Source organism: Sphingomonas yabuuchiae, from assembly GCF_001477495.1.
GTDB lineage: Bacteria > Pseudomonadota > Alphaproteobacteria > Sphingomonadales > Sphingomonadaceae > Sphingomonas > Sphingomonas yabuuchiae_A.
In genome coordinates, this window is sequence record NZ_LDTF01000086.1 from 1 (window position 1) to 23421 (window position 23421).

General features: G+C 66.5%; 12 protein-coding genes and 1 tRNA gene. 4 read left to right on the forward strand and 9 right to left on the reverse strand.

Annotated features, from left to right (window positions below; all coding sequences use genetic code 11):
* The 3 genes from NS355_RS14165 to NS355_RS14175 form a co-directional block, all read right to left on the reverse strand.
* Window positions 1–1869 (reverse strand): VIT domain-containing protein (locus tag NS355_RS14165; protein WP_153008230.1); only part of this gene is annotated, 1869 nt, incomplete at its 3' end.
* Window positions 1870–1922: 53 nt separating this feature from the next.
* Complete coding sequence (locus NS355_RS14170) at window positions 1923–2633, reverse strand: SapC family protein (protein ID WP_058746299.1); 711 nt, start codon at window positions 2631–2633, stop codon at window positions 1923–1925.
* Window positions 2630–4177 (reverse strand): tryptophan halogenase family protein, encoded by a 1548-nt coding sequence (locus NS355_RS14175; RefSeq protein ID WP_058746300.1) that lies wholly within the window; start codon window positions 4175–4177, stop codon window positions 2630–2632. The genes NS355_RS14170 and NS355_RS14175 overlap by 4 nt, the downstream gene beginning before the upstream one ends.
* A gap of 155 nt (window positions 4178–4332) precedes the next feature.
* Here NS355_RS14175 and NS355_RS14180 point away from each other — a divergent pair, with 155 nt between their 5' ends.
* Window positions 4333–7164: a TonB-dependent receptor gene (locus tag NS355_RS14180; protein WP_058746301.1), complete on the forward strand. Its 2832-nt coding sequence runs from the start codon at window positions 4333–4335 to the stop codon at window positions 7162–7164.
* 115 nt (window positions 7165–7279) lie between these two features.
* The gene (locus tag NS355_RS14185; RefSeq protein ID WP_209445102.1) at window positions 7280–9757 is read left to right on the forward strand and encodes a glycoside hydrolase family 95 protein; all 2478 of its coding nucleotides are present in this window, start codon (window positions 7280–7282) and stop codon (window positions 9755–9757) included.
* A gap of 10 nt (window positions 9758–9767) precedes the next feature.
* Here NS355_RS14185 and NS355_RS14190 read toward each other — a convergent pair whose 3' ends face one another.
* From NS355_RS14190 to NS355_RS14205, 4 genes are all read right to left on the reverse strand, one after another.
* A complete protein-coding gene (locus tag NS355_RS14190) occupies window positions 9768–11150 on the reverse strand; it encodes a glycoside hydrolase family 43 protein (RefSeq protein ID WP_058746302.1) in 1383 nt (460 codons plus the stop codon).
* A 47-nt stretch (window positions 11151–11197) separates the two neighbouring features.
* Window positions 11198–13795: a hypothetical protein gene (locus NS355_RS14195; RefSeq protein ID WP_058746303.1), complete on the reverse strand. Its 2598-nt coding sequence runs from the start codon at window positions 13793–13795 to the stop codon at window positions 11198–11200.
* A 23-nt stretch (window positions 13796–13818) separates the two neighbouring features.
* Entirely contained in the window at window positions 13819–15210 is a 1392-nt protein-coding gene (locus NS355_RS14200) for an MFS transporter (protein WP_058746304.1), read from the reverse strand.
* Between the two features lie 65 nt (window positions 15211–15275).
* Window positions 15276–17330 (reverse strand): glycoside hydrolase family 31 protein, encoded by a 2055-nt coding sequence (locus tag NS355_RS14205; RefSeq protein ID WP_058746305.1) that lies wholly within the window; start codon window positions 17328–17330, stop codon window positions 15276–15278.
* Window positions 17331–17504: 174 nt separating this feature from the next.
* On the opposite strand from NS355_RS14205, the gene NS355_RS14210 reads away from it, so the two are divergent.
* Window positions 17505–18530 carry a substrate-binding domain-containing protein gene (locus NS355_RS14210; RefSeq protein WP_058746306.1) on the forward strand — a complete coding sequence of 342 codons (1026 nt, stop codon included), beginning with the start codon at window positions 17505–17507 and terminating at the stop codon, window positions 18528–18530.
* 362 nt (window positions 18531–18892) lie between these two features.
* Here the strand turns inward: NS355_RS14210 and NS355_RS14220 are convergent, their stop codons facing one another.
* Complete coding sequence (locus NS355_RS14220) at window positions 18893–21706, reverse strand: TonB-dependent receptor (protein ID WP_084787977.1); 2814 nt, start codon at window positions 21704–21706, stop codon at window positions 18893–18895.
* Window positions 21707–22296: 590 nt separating this feature from the next.
* Window positions 22297–22387, reverse strand: a tRNA-Ser gene (locus tag NS355_RS14230).
* A 96-nt stretch (window positions 22388–22483) separates the two neighbouring features.
* Here NS355_RS14230 and NS355_RS14235 point away from each other — a divergent pair.
* Window positions 22484–23350 (forward strand): peptidylprolyl isomerase, encoded by an 867-nt coding sequence (locus NS355_RS14235; protein ID WP_058746314.1) that lies wholly within the window; start codon window positions 22484–22486, stop codon window positions 23348–23350.
* Window positions 23351–23421: the final 71 nt, after the last annotated feature.

Below are 23421 nucleotides of genomic sequence, written 5' to 3' on the forward strand. Positions count from 1 at the left end.
GGGCGGCGGAGGCGGAGGCGGAGGTGGAGGTGGCGCGGCGGGCGCCGCGATCGGCTGCGCAAGCGGGACGACGGACGACGACGTCCGGTCGAAACTCCGCGAGGTTGCGATCCGCTTGGGCTGGGCAGCAGGGTCGAACCGGGTCTTCCACCACGCCACCTCGTCCTGCCACTCTCTGAGCAGTTGATCGAAATGGCGCTGCGCGAGGCGGGCGTCATCCGCCTCCATCGCCTTGCGCTGGCGGGCATAATCGTCGCGCCACTCGGCCGACAGGCTCGCGGGTGGATCGATCTTCGCGTTCAGATAGTCGCTAACGCTCTCCAGCACGAGGAAGGACAGGCTGGGGCTGGCGATGCCATAGCGGCGGCTGAGCGCCACATAGGCGTCGCGCTGCTCGGTCGCGCCGAGCGTCGCCAGCGCGTCCTGCGCCAGCAGCGCGCCAAGGCCGTCAAAAGCGGGGCCGTCACCATCGATTGCACGGACAACCTCCTGCCCCACACCCAGCCGGATCTTCACCGGCCCGAAGCCCGGTGCTCGCACCAGCACTGCCCAGCGCCCCTGCGGTGCGGCCAGCGGCACGAAGGGCAAGGGCCGGTCGTCACGGTCGGTGACGGCGATCACGCCGGGCGCACCAGCCTGCAACAGCGCCAGCGCCGCCGCCGGATCGTCGCCCAGCGGGATCAGCCGCCCGCCATGCGCGCGCGCCAGATGGCCCAGCCAGGCACGGTCGTCGCTCCCGGCACTGCTGACCACATCAAGAGGGCAGCGCGGGGTGATCGCGGCATCGCGGTCGATGGTCGCGCGGCCATCGGTAAAGATCAGGCAGCGGTCGGCGGCACCGCCCTGCGACAGCGGCGCAAAGCTCGTCGCCCCGCGATAATCGAGCGCACCCAGCCAGGCGGCCGCTTCATCGGCGGTGGTGACGCTTTTCGTCTGGGCCCCGCTGCTGTTGAAGGCGACCAGCTCGACCTTGCCGGGGTGCCAGCGGTCGATCGCCGCGCGGACCAGCGCGATCTCGCGCGCCGTATCGGCCTTCAACCGCGAGCGCGAACGATCCCAATAGATGCGCAGATGCGCCGGAGCCGCCGCATTCCCCGCAACGGCAGGCAGGTCGCCGCCGAGTTCCAGATCGCGTTCGCCATTATGATGGGTGCTGGCGACCAGATCGGCGGCGCGACCGGGCGCAATGGCCAGCGCGCCCGCCAGCGGCCTGTCCTTGCCGCTCACCGCACCGCCCCAGCCCTCGCCGTCCGCCGTGATCGCCAAGGGTGTATCGCCCAGCGTCACCAAGGGCTTTGCCGCCAGGCCGCTGCCATGGACGCGGATCGACCAGTCGCCGACCGTGCCGTCCAACCCGAGCGGCAGGCGCCAGCCCCCCGCCCCGACGGGCGCAACGAAACGCACCCGGATCGTCCGCCCGCGACCGGGCCAGATCGGATAGACGCGGGTCGAGAACACATTGTCCGCGCTCACTTCGGCCAGGCCGGGATCGATCCGCTGGCGGACCCGCGCTTCGTACACCGCCTTGGCGCGCGGGCGATCGACCAGCACGCCGTCGACCATCTGCCCGCCGATATCCAGTGCATAGCCGGTGACGACCGACCCTTCGGGCAGGGTCAGGCGGAACTCGCCCTCCAACTGCTCCGGCTCGGGGTTGACGAAGGCGGCGGTGATGGTCGTCTCGACGACGCTGCCGCGCTGTTCGACCGCGATATCCAGACGCCCGAGCGACATGTTGCGTTCGTGCGTCGCGTCGCGAATGCCCGCCGCATGGGCCTTCAGCATGGGATTGGCGGTCTGCGCCCACGCCCCCTGCCCCGTCACAAGGGCAAGCCCCAGCGCCACGAGTCCCCGCCACCGTGCCAGCATCTTCGCCCCCTCCGATCGCCGGGAGGCTAACCCGGCACCGGGTGCCGAACAAGCTAATCCAGCGAATAGCCGGTCAGCGCGGGCGCGAAGCGGGCATTGTGCAACTGGCGCAACCGTTCGACCTGCGCCAGCGAGGCGGTCAGGACGGCGGCGGGCCCCAGCCGGTCGGCGCGGTGGAGCGCGATCAGATCGGCATCGGGCAGCGCCTGCACCGCCGCCTCGTCGACCGTGTAGAGCCCGGCCAGATCATGCGCGCCCCCATCCGCCTTGGACAGCGAGAGGCGAAGCGGGCGGATCAGGCCATGCGCGGCCCAGGCATCGACCAGCGCCTGTGCGGCCTCGACATCCGCCACCAACCGTTCGAGCGCGCGGGCGATGTCATGCGCCAGCGGCGTCGGCTGCTCTTGCGCGAACAGAGGCTCGCCCGCTTCGCCCAGGCCGGGATCGGCCGGATCGACGGCCAGCCCCGCCGCCCCGCGCGCGTCGAGCCGGAACCCGCCCAGCATCACCGCGCGGGGCACATAGGTCGCCTGGAAGCCGCCGCCGAAGACGAACAGATTGGCGGGCTCGACCAGGCTCATCAGCGCGATCAGGTTGAAGCGCCCGGTCTGGCCGTCCTTGGCCAGACACAGGGGCATGTCGGCGGCGGCCACCGCGATTTCCGACAGGCCGATCCGGGCGAAGCGGCGTGTGCCGCCCGCGGCATGGCGGTCATAGCGCAGCCCGCGATGCGCGGCCGGGGAAAGCGGGGTGATGCCGGTCATACGCGTTGCAGACCATGTTCGCGGATCGCGCGCAACAGGTCGCGGTGGCGCGGCGCACGGGTGCGCAGGTCGTCCTTGGCACGCGCCATCCGGGTCACGAAACGCTGCGCCAGCGCCGTGTCGGGGGCGGCCGCATCGATGCGCGGCTGGCGACTGTCGAAGCCCATGCCGTGCAGGACATATTGATAGCTGGGCCAGGAAAAGACCTCGCGCGCATGATCGAAGTCCTGCGGACCGGGCGAGTGATGCCGCCACAGCTCCAGCCGCTCGGCCAGGCCATCGGGGATGGACGACGACGCCACATTGTCGCGCCAGAAATCACTGTCCGTGCGCCGGGTCAGCACATAATGCAGCTTCAGGAACTCGATAATCCGCATCCAGTGATGGGTGAAGGTCGCGTTGAACTGACGCGCCATCACGTCCATCGCGGCGCGGGTGCGCGGCAGACGGTCGGCGATCGCATCCATCGACGCCTCGATCAGCATCAGCGCCGACGCCTCCAGCGGCTCGATGAACCCGGCGGACAGGCCGACCGCCACGCAGTTGTTCTGCCAGAAACGCGTCCGGTGCCCGGCATCGATGGTGATCCGGCGCGCGCTCAGCCCCTTGGCGGCGGGGCCGACATAAGCGCGCAAGGCCGCCTCGGCCGCATCGTCGCTGGTGTGGGCGCTGCTATAGACATGGCCGACACCGCGCCGGGTCCACAGCCCGATGTCCCAGATCCAGCCCGCCTCCTGCGCGGTCGACACCGTATGGCAGGTGATCGGCGAATCCTCGTCCTCATAGGGCACCTGGAGCGCCATCGCCCGGTCGGCGAACAGCACGTCGCCGCAACGGCGGAACGGCACCTGATAGACGCCGCCGATCAGTCGCGCGGCAAAGCCGGTGCAGTCGACGAACAGGTCACCCGCGACCGTCCGCCCATCGGCCAGTTCCAGATGCACGATATCGCCATGATCACTCATCTGCGGGCGCACCACATCGCCCAGCACATGGTCGATGCCCAGCGTGCCGACGCCGTGTTCGCGCAGCAGCACGGCGAACTTGCCCGCGTCCAGATGATAGGCGTAGTTCGCATGCCCCGCATATTCGGGCATCACGATCGTCTTGGGCCCCAGCCCCGCGTCGCACAGCATCGCCTGGTAATCGACCCAGTCGGCGAAGCTGCCAGTCTCCGCCGCCCTGTGCAGCCAGTGAGGCGCCAGATCGATCTCGGTCGCGCCCGCAGGCGGGTTGAGCGGATGATAATAGCCATCCTGCGCCGTCCCATCGGTCCAGCCGACGAACCGCGCGCCCTGTTTGAACGCGGCGTCGCAGGAGCGGATGAAGTCGGTTTCGGTGATGCCGATCTTCGCCAGCGTATTGCGCATCGTGGGCCAGGTCCCCTCGCCCACCCCGACCGTCGGCACATTGCGCGATTCGACCAGTGTGACCTGCACCCCGCTGCCGATCCGGCGGGCCTGCGCCGCCAGTCGACACGCCGCGATCCAGCCTGCCGATCCGCCACCGACCACGACGACGCGTCGAACTTCCGTCTCGCCCACTTGCACCTCTCCCGCCCCGCTCCTGGCCTTTTATACCCAAACTTCCAGCGCCGAGAAGAACGGGTCGCCCTTGTACTTGTCTGACATAGCTTCTAACAAGAGTGTCATAGATGCTCGCCAAGAAGCATCGGACACCGGTTTCATAGGGGAGAGCTATGCTGAAGAAAGCCCGGAATCCAAAGATCAGTGCCCGCTACGCCGCCCAGGGGCTGGCCAGCGCACTTGTCGCACTTATCGTGGCCACACCGGCCCTGGCGCAGAGCCAGACGCCACCGGCGGACCAGACCGCCACTCTGCCCAGCCAAAGCACCGCCGACGGCACCTCCGCCGATATCGTCGTCACCGGCATCCGCCGCAGCATCGAATCGGCCGCCGCGATCAAGCGCGACGCGGCCGGGATTCTCGACGCGATCTCCTCCGAAGACCTGGGCAAATTCCCCGACGCCAATGTCGCCGAATCGCTCCAGCGCATTCCGGGCGTCGCCATCGACCGCAGCAACGGCGAGGGTGCCTCGGTCAGCGTGCGCGGCCTGGGCCCCGCCTTCAACACGGTGTTGTTCAACGGCCGCAGCTTCGCCTCGGACAATTACAACCGCGCCTTCTCGTTCGACCTGATCCCGGCCGAACTGATCAGCGGCGCGCAGGTCTATAAGAGCTCGCAGGCCCCGCTTCAGGGCGGCGGCATCGGTGCGACGATCAACGTCCAGACGCCGCGCCCGCTCGCGCTCAAGGAGTTCAAGGGCGTCTTCACCGCCAAGGCGCTGTATGAGGGCAACAGCAAGAAGGTCACGCCGCAGCTGTTCGGCCTGCTCAGCGACACCTTCGCCGACGGCAAGCTGGGGCTGCTCGCCTCGCTGTCCTATCAGAAGCGTATCGCCTCGATCCGCGCGATCAGCACCGACGGCTATATTCCGGGCACCTCGGTCGGGCCGAACAACGCGCCGCTCTACACCAACGTCTATGCGCCGCGTAACCAGGACGTGAACGAGACGCGCGACGACCGCACCCGCCTGGGCGCAACGCTGGTCGCGCAATATGCGCCGACCGACGAGCTGACCTTCACCGTCGACGGCCTCTATAACCGGTTCAAGAGCGACACGACCACACGCGGTCTGGGCAGCTGGTTCGAGCCGACCAGCTACACGGCGGCGGGCATCGATTCGAACCGCACCGTCACCTCGCTGACCACCAACGGCAATGCCGACTTCATCGCCTCGGGCGGGGTGCGCGAGACGACGACCTATGAGGCCGGGTTCAACGCCGAATGGCGACCGGCGGACAATGTCCGCATGGTCTTCGACGCCACCTATTCGCAGGCCAAGAATGCGGGCGGCGGCAAATCCTATTTCACCGTCATCGGCGTACCGACGCAATATTCGTTCAATGCCGCCCAGGGGAACGGCATCCCGTCGACTTCGGGTTACGCGAACGGCGTGCTGACCAACCCGGCGCTGGGCCGCACCCATATCGCCGGGCGCAGCGGCAACGACGTGACCGAGAAGGTCCAGGAATATCGCTGGAACACCGAATGGAAGCCGGGCTGGGACATCGTCACGGCGCTGCGCTTTGGCCTGACCGGCACCTCGCGCGACAAGCGCAACGTGCCCTTCTCGTCCGATCCCAATATCGGCTGCCTCTATTGCGGTTATCCGACGCTGGCCGATCCGTCGCTGCTCTCGCCCTTCACCCTCGGGTCGCTGGGGCAGAAGGGCGGCAGCGTGCCGACGACCTTCCTGACCTACAACCCGCAGGCCTATTTCAACTATCTGACCAGCACCGCCGCCACGACCGCGCTCGACCTGGCGCGCGGCCAGCCGGTGGGCACCACGGCGGCGATCTTTGCCCGCACCAACGGCTATGCGGTCACCGAGCAGCCCTCGGCCCGTGTCCGCGAAAAGGTCTTCGCCAGCTATGCCGATGTCGATCTGGAGGGCACAGTCGCGGGCCTTCCCTGGTTCATCAATGTCGGCGGGCGGTATGAATATACCGAGCTGGTTTCGGCCGGTCAGCAATTGCAGCTGACCGACCTGCTGCCGGTGCCGGGCGACCCGACGACCTATACGGGCGTTTTCGCCAACAACCGCGCAGCGGTGTCGGTCAACCGGCGTTCGTCCTACAGCAACTTCCTGCCCAATCTGAACGCCAAGCTGAACCTGACGCCCAAGCTGCAGGCGCGCTTCGCCGCCTACAAGACGCTGACCCGCCCGGCCATCGGCGATCTGGCGCCCAGCCTGGACATCGGCACGCTGCGCCCCGCCACGCTGACCGCCAGCGGCGGCAACCCCGCGCTCAAGCCCTACCGCGCCACCAATTTCGACCTGTCGCTCGAATGGTATCCGACATCGACCACCACCCTGTCGGCGGCGGTGTTCCACAAGACGGTCGACGACTTCATCGTCCAGACCTTTGGCGAGGAACTGTTCACCATCGCCAATGCGGGCAATCTGCCGGTCGGCGGGCTGATCGTCGGACAGAACACCGCGAAGTTCAGCGTCCGGCGTCCGCGCAACGCGGAATCGCTGAAGATCAAGGGGCTGGAGTTGAACCTGGTCCATACGCTCGACTGGCTGCCGGGCGTGCTCAGCGGCTTCGGCGTACAGGCCAACGCGACCTTCGTGACCACCAATCGCGAATTCGACGTCAGCCAGGTCGGCCAGTCCTTCGCGGCGGAAGGCATCGGCAATTCGCAGAACGCGACGATCTTCTACGAGAAGTTCGGCGTGTCGGCGCGCATCGCCTATAACCGGCGCGAACGCTTCCTCCAGCAGCTGGCGGGCGGTCCGGGCAACGAGCCGGTGTTCGTGCGCGATTATGGCCAGTTCGACGGCAGCGTGGCGGTGAACATCACCCCCTTCGCCCAGGTCTTCGTCGAAGGCACGAACCTGTTCAACGCGAAGTATTTCGCCACTGGGCGGTTCGACAACCAGCTGCTGCGCTACCAGAATTTCGGGCCGCGCTATGACGCGGGCGTGCGCTTCTCCTTCTGATGCGCGGGGCGGTGCGGGTTTCGACGCTCCCGCACCGCCCCGGTATTTTGTCCTTTCTTCATGCACTTGAATACGCCACCGTCCTGACATCAGGGATGAGGCGGAAGGGGAATGCATGGCCGATCTGACGCGGCGCGGCGTATTGGAAGCGGGTGCCTTAGCCATGGCGGCGGGCGGGATCGGCGCCCTGCCCCTGCGGGCACAGCCGGTGTCGCCCGATGATTCCCACCGGCTCTGGTTCGATGCGCCCGCGACTCGCTGGGTCGACGGATTGCCGGTCGGCAACGGGCGGCTGGGCGCCATGGTGCGCGGCGGCCCAGCGCGCGAGATCATCTCCCTGAACGAAGACAGCCTGTGGTCCGGCTATCCGGGCAGCGATGCCAAGCCGGATGCGCAAGGATCGCTGGCGGAGGTGCGGCAGGCCGCGCTGACGGGCGACTACCACGCTGCCGACACGCGGGCGAAAAAGCTGCAAGGCGCCTATTCCAACAGCTATGCGCCGATCGGCGATCTGGTGATCGCGCTGCCCCATGACGGCGCGACGCAGGATGACTATCGCCGGGCGCTCGACCTGGATCAGGCGGTGGTCGACATAGCCTATACCGCGGGGCGGACGCGCTACCGACGCGAGGTGTTCGTGTCGCACCCGGCGCAGCTGGTCGTGGTGCGGATGACGGCGGAAGGCGGGGCGATCGACGCGGACGTCTCGCTGGCCACGCTGCTCAAGGGATCGGTGCGGGCGGAGGGCAACCGGCTGATCCTGCACGGCAAGGCCCCCTCCTATGCCGCGCCCAATTATCATTCGGTCGCCGATCCTGTCCGTTATGACGATGCCGCCGGACGCGGCATGATGTTCGCCGCCGTGGCCGACGTCATGAACGAGGGCGGGCGCGCCACGGAGTCGGGCGACCGGATCGTGGTTCGCGGTGCCCGGAGCATCGAGATCCGCCTCAACGCCGCCACCGGCTTTCGCGGTTTCGACCAGTCGCCCGACCTGCCGATCGAGGCGATCGAGGCCAAGGCGGTGGCGGCGCTGTCGGCGGCGCGGGGGACCGGCTATGCGGCGTTGCGGGCGGCGCATGTCGCCGACCACCGGACACTTTATCGCCGGGCCGGATTGCAGCTGGCGGGCGGCATGACGGGCACGACGGCGGAGCGCCGCGCGGGCAATGTGCGGGCCAGCGATCCGGGTCTGGCCGCGCTGCTGTTCCACTTCGGCCGCTATCTGCTGATCGCCAGCTCGCGCCCGGGGACCCAGCCCGCCAACCTGCAAGGCATCTGGAATGCCGAGGTGCGGCCGCCCTGGAGCAGCAACCACACCACCAACATCAATACCGAGATGAACTATTGGCCCGCCGAGGTCGCCAATCTCGCCGATTGCCATGCCCCGCTGTTCGACTGGCTGGAGCGGGTGGCGGTGCGCGGGGCACGGGTCGCGCAAAGCTATTACGGGATGCCGGGCTGGTGCCTGCATCACAACAGCGACATCTGGGCGATGGCCAATCCGGTCGGCGAAGGCAGCGCCGCGCCGATCTGGGCCAATTGGCCGATGGGCGGACCGTGGCTGATGCAGCATCTGTGGCAGCATTTCACCTTCGGCGGCGACCGGACGTTCCTGCGCGACCGGGCCTGGCCGCTGATGCGCGGTGCCGCCGAGTTCTGCGCGGCATGGCTAGTGGCGGGGCAGGACGGGCGGTTGACCACCGCGCCCTCCATCTCGCCCGAGAACGAGTTCCTCGCCCCCGACGGCAAGCCCGCCTCGATCAGCACCGGCTGCACCATGGACCTCGCGCTGATCCGCGAGCTGTTCGCCAACTGCATCGCCGCCAGCACCCTGCTCAAGACGGATATGGCCTTCGCGGCAAGGCTGCGCGGACTGGTCGAGCGGCTGGAGCCCTATCGGATCGGCAGCCACGGCCAGTTGCAGGAATGGTCGCGCGACTTCGCCGAGGCGGAGCCGGGCCATCGCCATATCTCGCACCTCTACCCCCTCTATCCCGGCGACGAATTCACCCCCCGCCGCACGCCCGCATGGGCCAGGGCGGCAGCGACTTCGATGCAGCGGCGCGAGGATAACGGCGGCGCGCAGACCGGATGGAGCCGCGCCTGGGCGACTTGCATCTGGGCACGGATGGGCGATGCGGCGCGTTCGGGCCGTTCGATTGATGCCTTCTTGAAGGGCAGCACGCTCGACAATCTGTTCGACACGCATCCGTCCAACAAGGGGCCGATCTTTCAGATCGACGGCAATTTCGGGATCACCGCCGCCATCGCCGAGATGCTGCTGCAAAGCCATGACGGCGCGATCGCCCTGCTGCCCGCCCTGCCCCCGCCCTGGCGTGACGGCCGCGTCCACGGCCTGCGCGCACGCGGCGGCGTGACCGTGGACCAGCGCTGGGCGGCAGGACAGCTGGAACAGGCCGAGCTGCTGTCGGCGCTGGGCGGCGAACTGGTCGTTCGCCTGCCCGCCGGTCGCCGGATCCGCGCGGCCATGTGTGGCGGCCGGACCGTGGCGATTCATGACGCGAAGGACGGCGTCCGCATCGCCACCCGCGCGGGGGACCGGATCACCTTGACCATCGGCGCCGCCTGAGCACGGCCCCTTACTGGCGGCGGAACTGCCAGCGATCGAAGTCGAACAGCCCGTCGCCATCGCCGTGGAAGACCAGGAACAGGTCGTGCACGCCGGTCGCCCCGGTCACCGGCGCGGCTTGCGTCCCCCAATCCGCACCGCCGCCGGTCAGGGCCAGCGTCCCGATCTGCGGCCCGTCGACCCGGTCGAGATGCAGCGTGATCGTCGGACGCCCCCGCACCCGCGCCACACTGGCGGCGAAGCTGGCCGCGCCGCGTCCGAAGTCGACGCCGCCGACCTTGATATAGCTGCGATCGGCGATGCGGGTGACATGGATGCGCCTGTCCGCCCCGCTCGCCGTCGTGACGCCCGGTGCCCAGCGATAGGGCCGGTCGCGGTCGCGCCCGATGCGCGAGGTCCAGGCGATCGTTTCCGCCTCCACCCAGCGATAGGGATCGAGGGTCGCGATCTGCGCCACGCCCTCGTCGGTCCACCAAGGCAGGCGCGGAATGGTGCCGTCCGGATTGTAGCGGAACTCGCGCAACGTCACCGAGCGCCGCTCGTGATGGATCGGCGTCAGGGCGAAGTTCAGCTCGTAGTGAAAGCCGAACAGATAGGAATGGCCCTTATAGTCGATGATGCCGGGATGATTGCCGGTCGAGGCGGCATTGGGGTCCATGATCGGCCCCTTGTGGACCCAGGGGCCGGTCGCCCGGTCGCTCATCGCATAGCCGATCCCCTCGGGACAGCAGCTGGAGGCATAGGCCATGTAGTAATGCGCCCCACGCTTGTAGAACCAGGGGCCCTCCTGATAGTCGATCGGCTTGGCGACCTTGGTGATCTCTCCAGCATAGCTGGTCATGTCGCGGTTCAGCCTGACATACCACAGGTCGGGATTGCCCCAGTAGAGATAGGCCTGCCCGTCATCGTCGATCGCGACCGTGGGATCGATCGCGCCGAAGCGCGGCGCGATCAGCGGCTTGCCCAGCGCATCGCGAAACGGACCCTCGGGCCGGTCGGCCACGGCGACCCCGATGGCGGTGTCGGGATTCCCCGCCACGCGTATGGGCGCGTAGAGATAGAATTTCCCGTCGCGCGCGATCACCTGCGGCGCCCAGGCGTCATTGTCCTGCTGCGCCCAGGCGAAGGTTGCGAGCGAGGCGGGTGAGCCGCGGTCGGTCCAATTGACCATGTCGGTCGAGCTGTAGAGCCGCCAGTCGAGCATCCGAAACCCTTCGGCATCGTCCTCGTCATGGCCGGTATAGAGATAGACGACGCCGTCATGGACCAAAGGCGCCGGGTCGGCGGTGAAGCGCGTCTGGACGACCGGATTGTCCGCCTGCGCGCCATCGGGCACGACCCCCGTCGCCATCACCGCCAGTGCCGCCAGTCCCGTACGCCATCCCTTTTTCATGTCACTCCCCTTTTCCTCCGAGACCGCTCGCCCTTACAGGGCCACCCTCAGGGCATCGGCGTGATGGCGATCCGGTCGATATTGGGCGCATAGGCCGAGCGGAGCTGGACGCCCGGCCAGCGCTGCGACGCATAGGTGCGGCCGTCCCAATTGGGCTGTTCCTCACCCGCGATACGGACCGTGTTGGCCCCCGCCTTCAGCGTCACCGGCACGGTCATCTCCCACCAGTTGTTGGCATTGAAGCTGTGCGGCGCGCTGACCAGCATCGGCTTGCCGCCGTTCACCGAAATGCGCGCGATGCGCGCGAGCGGATCGGGATTGTAATGCGTCGCCTTGGCCTGTTCCTCGTTCGAGAAGCGCAGGGTCAGCGCATAGGTGCCCGCGCGCGGTGCCATCACCCTGGGGAAGGTCAGCGTGTTGCCGTTGCCCGGTGCGCCGCCGATGGCGAACACCGCCCGGCCGCCGCTGGCGCGCGAGGCCGCGGCGATGCGTGCGGTTCCGGCAACCTGCGCATCCTCCGCCTCATAGACATGCGGCGCGGCGCCGTTTTCGGGCGTCATCGACAGGCCGCGAACGGCCGACGATCCCGAGGCGGTCAGCACCACCTTGTTGATCCCGCCGAGCAGGAAGGCGCGGCCCTTCGTCTCACGACCGTTGACCGCCATGCGCACCGCGCCGCCGCTGGCGTCCGGGCTCAGGCGCGCCAGTCCGTCCTTCGCGGCATAGACCCAGAAGGTCGCGCTGCCGCCCTTCACCATGGCATCCGCCATGTCATAGCGCTTGGCGGTCACGGCGGGATCGGCGGCGGTCAGGGTGATGCGGTCGACCATCGCATTGCCCTGCGTCCGCCGCGTGCCGTCCAGGCTGCGGGTGGCGAGCGTCAGGACATGGCGGCCGCGCGTCAGATGAACCACCGTATCGGCATGGTCGAGCACGGCGGGCTTGTAACCCAGCGGCAGGAACAGCTCGGTCTCGCCTCCCGGCTTGCCGTCGATGCGCAGGAAGACGTTGGTCGCCCCCTGGGGCTCGACCAGCGGGTCCTTATTGAAGCTGCTGGCGAGGACACGCAGGTCGTAGCGCCCATCGCGCGGCACATCGACCGCGAAGTCCAGCGCGGCATCGGCCCCGGTCCTGAACCCCTCAACCAGATAGCCGTTCGAGACATGGAAGCGGTCGACATGGTCGGGCGAGCCCTCCGGCCCGCGCACGGTCAGGCCTTGCCCTTGGCGGGTCGCCTTTTCCGCTTCGTAATCCTGCCGCCAGCGGGGCGTGACGGCGGCGGGGCGTACGCCCTGTCCGGGGGACAGGACCAGCTCATAGGCCGCTTCCTCGCGCAGGGCGGGCAAGCCATCGCGGCCGAAGGTCAAGTCGATCTGTCCGTCCTTCACCGGCACCACGCGGTCGTCGACCACCACCGGCGGCGAAGCGTCGCCCAGTTGGCCGGTCCAGTCGATCTCGCGCACACGGACGCGCACCGTGTCGCCGAAGCTGGCGGGCACATGGGTCAGCGCAATGGTCGCGTCGCCCGACTTGCCGCCGAACAGCATCCGCATCTGCCCACGTGCCGGGTCGAGCGTCGCCACGCCTTGCAACGTATAGCTCTGGTCGGGATGCGGCGGGGTGACGGCCAGTGTATGCCCGCTCATCGTCGCATAGGCGTTCAGCAGCCACCATTGCCCGTTGCCGCGATTGGCCTGGACAGCGGAATCGCTGAGATTGCCGTCAATATTCCAATAGGCGATATCGGCATCGACCTTGGAATCCTCGATCGCCGCGACCCACTGCACCATTTGGCCGGGGACCGAGGTGTGGTAGTTATAGGCATATTCGTTGATGTTCACCGGCAGATGGCGGCCCTGCCACTTGGTGCCCTTGAACAGCCGGTCCTCCCATTCGCGGTACTTGCGCACGCTGGTCCGCACCGTCGCCGGGTTGCTAAGTTCGTGCCAGGTCACGATGTCGGGCATGGTGTCGGCCGCGATGGCGTGGCGCAGGAAGCCCTCCACCTCCGGATAGAGGATGCTGGTGTTCGGCCCGGCGATCCGCGCGCCGGGCAGTTCCTGGCGGATCATCCGCACCGCCCGGTCCCAGGCGTCGTTGAACGCCGTCGGGTCCTTCTGCCAGCGCACATTGTTGCAGCTCTTGGGCCCTTCGGCGAACATGTTGCCGTCGGGCTCGTTGAAGGGGACGAAGACGATCCGGTCGCGATAGCGCGGTGCCATACCCTTCACCTGCCGCACCTGCGCGCGCAGCTTCTCGATATAGTTCGCGACCGACTGCGCGCAGTCCCCGGTCTTCCAGTCATAGGGGAATTCGCGGTTGATGTCGGTCATGTAGATATAGGTGTCGCCGCCCGACGCATCGGTCAGCAGCGTCGAGACCTCCAGCGCATCGGCGCCGGGATGCTGCGGCCCGTCCTGCGCCTTGGTCGAGACGGTGCGAAGCCCGATCCCCTCGACCAGATTGGGATGCGGCAGCCGCGCATCGTAAAGGCCATAGAGCGTGCCCGACGCGCCGCCGTGAAACGCGCCGGTGTCGCTGGCGAGGTCGACGGTGATCGTCTCCTGCGCAAGTGCTGGCACCGCAACCGAGCCGAGCAGGGCGGCGATCAGGACGGAGGCGGAACGGCGGGGCTTTTGGGTCATGGATCGGGGTTCCGGGATAAGGGTCATGCGCGGCGCTCGGCAGTCATTCGCGCGATGGTGGCGCGGTTCAGGATCAGGCGGGAAATCGCAAAGGCCAGTGCCAGGTGCATCAAACCTGGGATGATCGTCGACAACAGACGGATGCCGGTCAGCGACAGCGGCGTCTGGTTGCCCGCCCCCGCCTTGTACGACACTAGCACCAGCACCCCGCTGATCAGCGCGCCCGCCACCGCCCAGGCCAGCTTCACGAAGAACTGGTTGAAGGCGAAGCTCATGCCCGAGGAGCGCATGCCCAGCTTCCACTCGCCATATTGGTCGGCCAGCTGGATCAGGGTGAAGTGGAGCGGCAGGGTGCAGCCCAGCACGATGCAGCACAGGGCGACCAGCACCAGCCACAGCGTCGGATAGTCGCCCGGCACGAAAAAGGCGGCGACGTGGCCGGCGACCAGGATCAAATTCACCCAGATATAGACGCTGCGCACGTCGTATCGCCGGGTGAACGCCTGCACCACGATAGAGCCCAGGAACCCGCCCGCCGTCGCGGTGCCGAAGAACAGCGCCTGATAGGTCGCATCGCCGTTCAGCACATAGGTGATGAAGTACAGCGCCGCGCCGCCCTTCGTATTGAAGATCGCGATCAGCAGCAGGGTCATCAGGAAGGTCCAGCGCAGCTGGTCGTTCTTCAGCGTGTTGGCGATGGCGACCTTGAGCGGCACGTCGGCGGTATCGGCGGCGACCACCCGCTCGCGCACGAACAGGAAGCAGATCAGGAACATGACGACGGCCGCCGCGCTCAGGATCGCCACCCCGTCGCGATAGCCGCGCGCGATGTCCGCGCCGCCCAGATGGCGCACCAGCATCGGCAGCCCGACCGAGACGCAGAAGGACGCGATCGCCACCATCGCGAAGCGCACCGACTGGCACGACACGCCCTCGCGCTCGCTGTCGGTCATCCGGGTGATGAGCGCGCAATAGGGTACGTTGTTGAGCGAATAGGACAAAGCGAGCAGGAAATAGGTGATCGCGGCATAGGCGACCTTGCCGTCATAGCTGAAGTCGGGGGCCTGGAAGGTCAGGAAACAGCTGAGCCCCACCGGGATCGCGGTCCAGAGCAGATAGGGCCTGAACCGCCCCCAACGGGTCGTGGTGCGGTCGGCCATGATCCCGATCAGCGGATCGGACACCGCATCGAAGATACGCAGCGACAGGAACAGCACACCGACGATGCCCGGCGCCAGCCCGAAGACATCGGTATAGTAGAAGGTCAGGAAATTGGCGATCAGCCCGGTGACGATCGTGCCCCCCGCATCGCCGAAACCATAACAGATCTTCTCGACGAACGGGATCGGCGCGGGGGCGTCGTGTCGCTGCCCGCCGTTCGCTGCCGTGGCGTGATCCGCCATCGATGCCGCCATGCCCTATACCCTCCCGTCCCGTTCCGTCTTTTGACGGCTCCGATGAAATGACCGACGCGCGCCGGTCACTGTTTTTTGTCGAATGCCCCCATCACCTCCGCGCCGTCGCGGACGAAGACCGGGATTCGGTGCACCGGCGCCGCGCAACAGATATGACCACCGCCCTCGACCCGCTCCTTGGTCCAGGCGTCCAGCCATATTCCGTCGGGCAGATAGACGCACCGCTCGCTGACACCCGCCGCCGTCACCGGCGCGACGAGGAGGTCCGGGCCGAACATATACTGGTCGTCCACCGACCAGCAGCGCGGATCGTCGGGATAGTGATAGAACATCGGCCGCATCAGCGGGTCGCCCTGTTCATGGGCCGCGCGCATCAGTCCGGCGACATAGGGCCGCAACCGCTCGCGAAGCCCCGCATAGCAGCGCAGCACCTCATACACCCGCTCGCCGAAGCTCCACAGTTCGTTACCCGCGCCCGTATCGCACTGGGCAACGCCGTCGCGAAACGGCTCGGGCGGAGGGGTCACGGGGTCGCGGTGGCCGTGCATCCGCAGGACCGGGGTGAAAACCGCCCATTGGAACCAGCGGATCATCAGCTCGTGGAAAGCCGGGTCGTCGACATGGCCGCCATGGAAGCCGCCGATATCGGTCGTCCACCACGGGATGCCCGCCATACCCATGTTGAGGCCAGCGCTCAGCTGGTTGCGCATCGCCTCGAACGAGGAATGGATATCGCCCGACCAGACCAGCGCGCCGTAACGCTGGCTGCCCGCCCAGGCACAGCGGATCAGGCTGACGATCTCGGTCTCGCCCTCCGCCGTCAGGCCGTCGTAAAAGGCCTGGGCGTAATGGAGCGGATAGGCGTTGCCGACCTCCAGCACGCTGCCGCCGTGATAGCGGTAATTGTCGAAATCATAGGCGCTATATTCGGGCTCGGCTTCGTCCAGCCAGAACAGCGCCACGCCCTTGTCGCGGTAGTTGCGCTTCGCCCGGTCCCATAGGAAGCGGCGTGCACCGGGATGGGTGACGTCGATGAAGCGGGTATTGCCCAGAAATTCCTGCTGCACGTCCAGCCCGCGCGCGGAGCGGACCAGATAGCCCTTCTCGACCATCTCGGGATAATTTTCCGAACGATGGTCGACCGTCGGCCAGATCGAGACGAGCAACTCGGTGCCCATCGCCTTCAGCTCGGCGGTCATGGCGGCGGGATCGGGCCATTCGCGTTCGTCGAACCGCCAGTCGCCCTGGACCGGCCAGTGGAAGAAGTCGGCGACGATCACCGCCAGCGGAATGCCGCGCGCATGATAATCGCGCGCCACCGCCAGCAGTTCGTCCTGGGTGCGATAGCGCAGCTTGCTCTGCCACAGCCCCAGCGCATGATCGGGCATCATCGGCACGGTGCCGGTCACTTGGGCATAGTTGCGCACGATGTCGGCGGGCGTGTCGCCTGCGGTGATCCAGTAATCGATCTCGCGCGCGGCTTCGGCGGTCCAGGTCGCACCATTGGCGGCGAAATGCACCGCGCCGACCGCGGGCATGTTCCACAACAGGCCATAGCCATGGCTGGACACGACGAAGGGCACGCTCGCCTGCGAATTGCGCTGCGCCAGTTCCAGCGTGCATCCGGCGAGGTTCAGATTGGGCTGTTGATACTGGCCCATGCCATAGAGCCGCTCGTCCGCCTTCGCCTCGAACCGGACGGTGATGCGCGCGGTGTCGCCGGTCAGCAGCTTGAACTCGCGCCCCGCCAGCCCCAGCGCGCTGATCATGCGCACCTCGTCGGTGCCGACGGTCCAGAATCTGCCGGTCGTGTCGCGCTGCCGCCACTTCTCTTCCAGCAGCAACTCTCCGTCCGCGTTCAGGAAACGGACGCGCCCCTGCAGGTCGACTTCGGCGATGATCCGGCCTTGCGTGATTCGCGCGGTCGCGCCGTCCCGCGTGACGATCGGATCGGCGCCCGCAGCGGCACCCTTGTCGAGCAGCGCTCCGGACCGCGCCCCGGAATCGGGAAAAGGCGATGCGCGCAGGCGCAGGCCGTCCGGCCCATGCGCTTCGATCCGCAACCACCCCCCATTATAGGTCCACGCGATCGCGCGGTCTTCCAGAACAAGCGTGTCCAAAGCGACCCGATCCTCTCGATGCCATTCTGCGATGGCCGTAAACGTTTACGGGTATCGGTCCACTCCGCTCGCCTGTCAATGACTTTGTGAGCAGGCAGGCCGTCCTCGCCCTGGTACGCAGGGGCGTTGGTAAGGGGCTTGTGCAAAAAGCGCCGCGCCGCGATCAACGGACCCATGGATATACGCGAACTTGCCCGTCACCTGGGGTTGTCGATCGGCACGGTGTCGCGCGCGCTGAACGATCGCAAGGACGTCAGCCCGGCGACCCGCCAGCGGGTGGTCGAGGCGGCGGCCAAGCACGGCTATATCCCCAATCAGTCGGGGCGGACGCTGCGCAGCGGGCGGACGGGCACGGTCGGCTTCATGCTGACCCTGGAGCATGACAGCGCCATCCACGGCGACCCCTTCTTCATGGCGCTGCTGGAGGGGTTGCAGAACGGCCTGAGCGAGCATGACCTCGATCTCGTCGTGCTGCTGGCGCGTAAGGGCGAGGATGCGCTGACCTTCCTGCGCCGCCATGTCTCGCGCGGGACGGTCGATGGCTGGGTGCTGTCGGGGACACAGCATGACGATCCGCGCATCCCCTTCCTGCTCGACCGCACCATCCCTTTCGTCGCGCTGGGACGCACCGCGATCGCGCGCGACTATGCCTGGATCGACCTGGATTTCGAGGGCGTCATGGGCGACGCGATGACGCTGCTGACCGAGGCGGGGCATCGCCGCATCGGCCTGGTCGCGCCGCCCGCCACGATCAACAACAGCCATATCGTCGTCCGATGCTATCGCGATGCGCTGGTGAGCGCAGGCATCCCCTTCGACCCTGCGCTCGTCCATCACGGCGAAACCGACGAAAGCGACGGTGAGGCGACGGCCAGCGAATTGATGGCCATGCCCGACCGCCCGACCGCGCTGCTGCTGATGGGCGAAACCGCGCCCGTGGGCGCCTATCGCGCGCTGCGCCGCCTGGGCCTGGAGCCGGGGCGCGACGTCGCCGTGATCGGCCTGCGCGACAATCCCGCCTGTCGCGCCCTGTCCCCCGACCTGACCTGCTTCTCGCTGGACCTCGGCGATCTGGGGCTCGCACTGGCGCGCGGGCTGGTCGCGACGCTGCCCGGCCACACCAAGGATACCGAGCCCCCTGTTCAGACCTTGTGGGACATGACGCTGCGCCTGGGGCAGAGCCACAAGGTCGAACGCTGAGGCAAAATGTCAGGGATTTCCGGCGGGCCGCACGAGCTCCGGATGAGCATTATGTCTGCGCCATGGCCCTCCAAATCCCTCCTTCGCAGACACTGAGCCGAGCCGCTATGCCGGAGACGTCGATCGTCCGGAAAAGGACGTCGCGTTTCGCGTGGTGCGGGCGACACACAGGTTCGAGCAAGACTTTGAACGGCCAGCGCGGGAAATTCACTTGCCGTCGGACGCCGGCGGCAAGAACCTGCTCGGCGAGTTCGCCTGCATCGTCTGCCACCGATGGTTTCTCGCCTTACTGTGGTCTTGTACGCATCTCCTGAATTCTTCGACGTGGATCGGACCGCTGGGGCCCGATCCACGTCATTGCTTTAGAAGCGGAACCGGACACCGCCCGTGAACCGCCGCCCGGTAAAGCCCTCGAACGAGAACAAGCCGAACGAATTGACCTGCTTGGCATGGGCGTCGAGCAGGTTGGTGACGTCCATGCTGACATCGATAGCGGGCGTGACCTTGTAGCTGATCGAACCGTCGAGCTGGCCATAGGGCTCGACGAAGTTGCCGTCGCCGAACGTTCCTCCGCCGTTGGAATAGCGGCCACGATAGGAATAGGAGCCGCGTACCGCAAAGCCGGCTTTCTCGAAATAACCGCCGATATTGTAGTTATGCTTGGCCACGCCATCGAGCGGGAAGGACTCGCCGCCCTGGGTGCGCGGAATCGAGGGCGCATCGATATAGGTATAATTTCCAAACAGCCCCAGACCATCAAGCGCCGAGGTGATGTAGGAGAAGGGCAGCTGTGCCGCGAGTTCGATGCCCTTCACATCGCCGTTCAGCAGGTTCAACGGCTGATTGCGACGGAATTCCAGCGTCGACGTACCGCCGGTTCGCAACGACACGGTGTAGACCTCGGTCGTCTGGCCCGACACGATATAGTCGGTCAGGTGCTTGTAGAAAACCGCTGCCGACAACAGGCCACCCCGCGCGAAATAATATTCGAGCGATAGGTCGAGCTGGTCGGATTTGTACGGGCGCAGGGTCGGGTTGCCCGAGTTGATCGAGCGGACATTGGCATCGACCGAGGTGCCCGCCGACAACTGGCCCAATCCGGGTCGCCCGATGACGCGGGCCGCCGCAGCACGGATCAACAGGTCGGACGTCAGGTTGTAGCGGATGTTCAGGCTCGGCAGCAGCGCACTGTACACGCCCTTCACCGATGTCTGCCCGGCGGCCGGCACGGTGACGTTCACCCTGTCGGGCTCGATGATGATGTTGGTCAGATCGGGGATCAAGCCGATCGAGGTCGTCCGCGTCTGGACCCAGCGCAATCCGATATTGCCCGCCAGCCGCTCGTCGCCGTTCATGAAGTCGGTACGGTAATAAGCCGCAAAGGTCTTTTCACCCACGTCGAAACCCTGTCCGGCCTGGGGCGGTATGTTCTGATCGTCGAAATAGGCCGATCGCGGCACGATCGCGTCGAACTTGCCGGTGTCGACGACGAGGAACTGGGGATTGCCGGGCAGCCCGGAGAAATCGCCCTGGGTGAGGAAGCCCCCCGCCTGGATGGCGCCACCGCCTTCGATACCGGGCGTCACGGTCAGCTTGCCGCCCGACAATGCCGCGATCTGGCCAGCATTCAGCACGGCGAAACCGGCGGTATTCTGGAAGCGACGATCGCTGGCATAGATGCCCGCCTTCACCGAGCGGAAGAAGCCACCATCGGGAAGCGCGTAGGTCGCGTCGAAACGCCCCTCCCAATTCCGGTCCTTGCTGGTGAAGGCAGCCAGATCGGCGACATTCAGATAGAAGTTGTTGGGATTCAGCTGATCATAGCCGCGATTGAACTGGATCGATGGTCCGTTGCCGATGCCGTCAGGAAAGCTGACCGCGGCAGAGGCTCGCGCCTGGGCCTGCAAGCCGAAATTGCGATTGTTGTTGGTGGACCGGAAATAGGCACCCTGGCCTTCCAGGGTGAGCGCGCCGCTTGTCCATTTGACGCCCTGCGCCAGCGACAGCACCTCGATACGTGCGAAGGTGCCGCGCGCGGTCGCCTGGTTGCTGATGCCGTCGGCGTCGATCGTGGTCAGGAACCCCTGCGACCCGCCCAGCAGCCGGTTGTTGAAGCTGGTATCGATCGTGCTCCCCCGAACCCCGTAATTGGTGCCGCCCGCGATTTGAGGCGCGATATCGGTGATCCGTAGCTGTGCACGCCGGGTATAGGTGTCGTTGTTGAAGCGGCTGTAAAAGGCGTCGCCATAGATTTCGAGATTGTCGTTCGGCTTGAACTGATAGCCCAGAATGCCGGTCAGGCGTTCGCGACGGCCGCGATTGTTCCACACGTCGAAGCCGTGCATGAAGCTGTAGGTATCGTTGAAGTCGCCATCGCGATTATAATCGATCGGCGGCGTCTTTCCGCCCTGAACGGCTTGCCCCGCCGCATTGAACAGCGGCGACTCCCGGCTTGTTTCGGCACCATAGGTGTTGACGAACTTTTCCAGAAACTCGCGCTTCTCATAGGCGACACCGGCGTTGATGCCGAACGTCCCGCTTTTGTTGACCCAGTTGCCCAGCACGGCAACGCGGGGCGTGACCTTGCCTCGCTCCTGTTCGTACACGCCCTCGACGGACGCGCTGACCGTGGTCTTGCCGATCGCCAGCGCGCGCGCAGTCTGGACATTGACGGTTCCCGACAGACCGCCTTCGATCATGTCGCTGGTCGGTGATTTGATGACCTCGACCGCGCTGGTGAACAGCGCCGAGAAGGCCGTAAAGTCGAAGGAGCGGGTGCCGCCGCTACCCAAGGTGCGCCCATTATACTGAACGCGCGTGAACTCCTGCGGCAGACCTCGGATGGAAACACCCGACCCCTCACCTGCCGAGCGCGTAATCTGCACGCCCGTGATCCGCTGCAGCGACTCGGCCAGATTCAGGTCGGGGAACTGGCCGATGTCCTCGGCGGAAATCACGTCGCTGACGACATCGGCGCGACGCTTGGCATCATTGGCCAGATCGAGAGAGCGACGAAAACCGGTGACTACGATCTCATTGCCCGTCTGCTCCGCCGGTGCAGGGGCGTTCACACCTTGCGGCTGATCCGCCTCTACCGCTTGGACGGCTTGTGCCGCCGCCCCGCCTTCGCAGAACAGCAGTGCCGGCACCGTCGCTAACAGGAACGCTCTCGTCATACATCCTCCCACGGGCAAACTAACCCTCGGCCATTCTTGGCTTTTGTTGGTGATATCATGCTTTCATTCGCGAATTCCGTCAAGGATAAGTCAGACATGACCATTTGCATGTCCTCCCCGACGTCGAGGCAGCGAAAGTTGAGGCGTTTCGCCACCTCACGGTGCTGCCCCCCGGCGACAGCATCCATGCCTTGCTGTCGCTTCGCGATCCGACCCGGTCAGCGCTGGCCCGGGGCCGACAGCGACACGCCATCTGCCCCCTACCGGACACCGTAGGATGGCGACCGAGGTGAGCTCGGTGTCATTGTCGCTGACAATCAGGAGCGGCTTATACCGGACAACCCGACGCGCAATCTCGACGATGTCGCAGGCACGGTGCTCGCGGAGTCCCAGCCGCTCGCGAATGAGATGGACTTCCCGCCGCTTTGCGTTGGGCGTCGCCAGTTTTTCCCGCGATCCCTGAGCGCGGCGGCGTCGAGCATGGCATCCGCCAGCGGTCGCTTTAGGCGTATAGCGCCAAATAAAAAGTCGGCATGAATGTAGGCAGGAGATTTTTGCCTTAGATTTTACCCGGTAAAATCAACGAAATCTGGCGGAGCGGGAGGGATTCGAACCCTCGATACGGTTTTGCCGTATACTCACTTTCCAGGCGAGCGCCTTCGACCACTCGGCCACCGCTCCGCATGAGTCCATGCCTGGAAGACGCGGCCCTAATGCGCTTCCTCGCGGCGCGCAAGCGATTGCGTGTATCGGTGGGCTGGGGCAGTCTGTTGCGTGATGACGATCGCGCTTCTGCTCGCCGCGCTTCTGGCGCAGGCTTCGCCCTCCCCCGCCCCTGCCGCACAGGCCGGCGATCCGCTCCCCGGCGACTGGATCGCGGTGCCCGATGACGAGTTGCTGGTCTTCACCCTGGCCAACGGGCGGACGGTGACGCTGCGGCTGGCGCCTGCCCAGGCGCCGGTCCATGTCGCCAATATCCGGGCGCTGGCAAGGGCGCATTGGTGGGATGCGGGGACGAGCGTGTACCGCGTGCAGGAGAATTACGTCGCGCAATGGGGCGACGCGACCGAGAAGAAGCCGCTGCCGACCGGCATCGTCGCCAATCCTCCGGCCGAATATATCCGCTCCGGCAACAGCGCTGTGGCGCGGCTGAGCAAGCCCGATCCCTATGCCGCCTGGGCGGGCTATAGCCGTGACGGCTGGCCGCTGGCGGGGGATGCGTCCAGCGAATGGGTACCGCATTGCTATGGCATGGTCGGCGTCGCGCGCGACCTGGCGCCCAGCACGGGGTCGGGGGCCGAACTCTACACCATCATCGGACATTCGCCGCGCGGGCTGGACCGCAACATCGCCGTCGTCGGCCGGGTGGTCGACGGGATGGATGCGCTGTCCACCCTGCCGCGCGGCACCGGCGACCTGGGCTTCTACAAGGATGAGGGGCAGCGGCTGGCGATCGTCTCGGCACGGCTGGCAAGCGATATCCCCGCCGCCGAGCGGCCGCATTTCCAATATCGCGAAACGGTGTCGCCGCGCTTCGCAGCGTGGATCAAGGGGCGGGAGAATCGGAAGAACGACTTCTTCACCGTGCCTGCGGGGGGTGTGGATATTTGCGCGGCCCTGCCGCCGGTTCGAAAAACGCCCTGAATTTGGCGTTGGGGCGTAGCCTTCGACTTCGCTCAGGCTGAACGGAGCAAGGGAATGACGCCTCTCATACA

Bases quoted from the DNA above. Each gene is read 5' to 3' on its own strand.
- NS355_RS14170 (WP_058746299.1), bottom strand. From the start codon at position 2,633: ATGACCGGCATCACCCCGCTTTCCCCGGCCGCGCATCGCGGGCTGCGC.
- NS355_RS14180 (WP_058746301.1), top strand. From the start codon at position 4,333: ATGCTGAAGAAAGCCCGGAATCCAAAGATCAGTGCCCGCTACGCCGCC.
- NS355_RS14185 (WP_209445102.1), top strand. From the start codon at position 7,280: ATGGCCGATCTGACGCGGCGCGGCGTATTGGAAGCGGGTGCCTTAGCC.
- NS355_RS14190 (WP_058746302.1), bottom strand. From the start codon at position 11,150: ATGAAAAAGGGATGGCGTACGGGACTGGCGGCACTGGCGGTGATGGCG.
- NS355_RS14195 (WP_058746303.1), bottom strand. From the start codon at position 13,795: ATGACCCAAAAGCCCCGCCGTTCCGCCTCCGTCCTGATCGCCGCCCTG.
- NS355_RS14200 (WP_058746304.1), bottom strand. From the start codon at position 15,210: ATGGCGGCATCGATGGCGGATCACGCCACGGCAGCGAACGGCGGGCAG.
- NS355_RS14210 (WP_058746306.1), top strand. From the start codon at position 17,505: ATGGATATACGCGAACTTGCCCGTCACCTGGGGTTGTCGATCGGCACG.
- NS355_RS14220 (WP_084787977.1), bottom strand. From the start codon at position 21,706: ATGACGAGAGCGTTCCTGTTAGCGACGGTGCCGGCACTGCTGTTCTGC.
- NS355_RS14235 (WP_058746314.1), top strand. From the start codon at position 22,484: ATGACGATCGCGCTTCTGCTCGCCGCGCTTCTGGCGCAGGCTTCGCCC.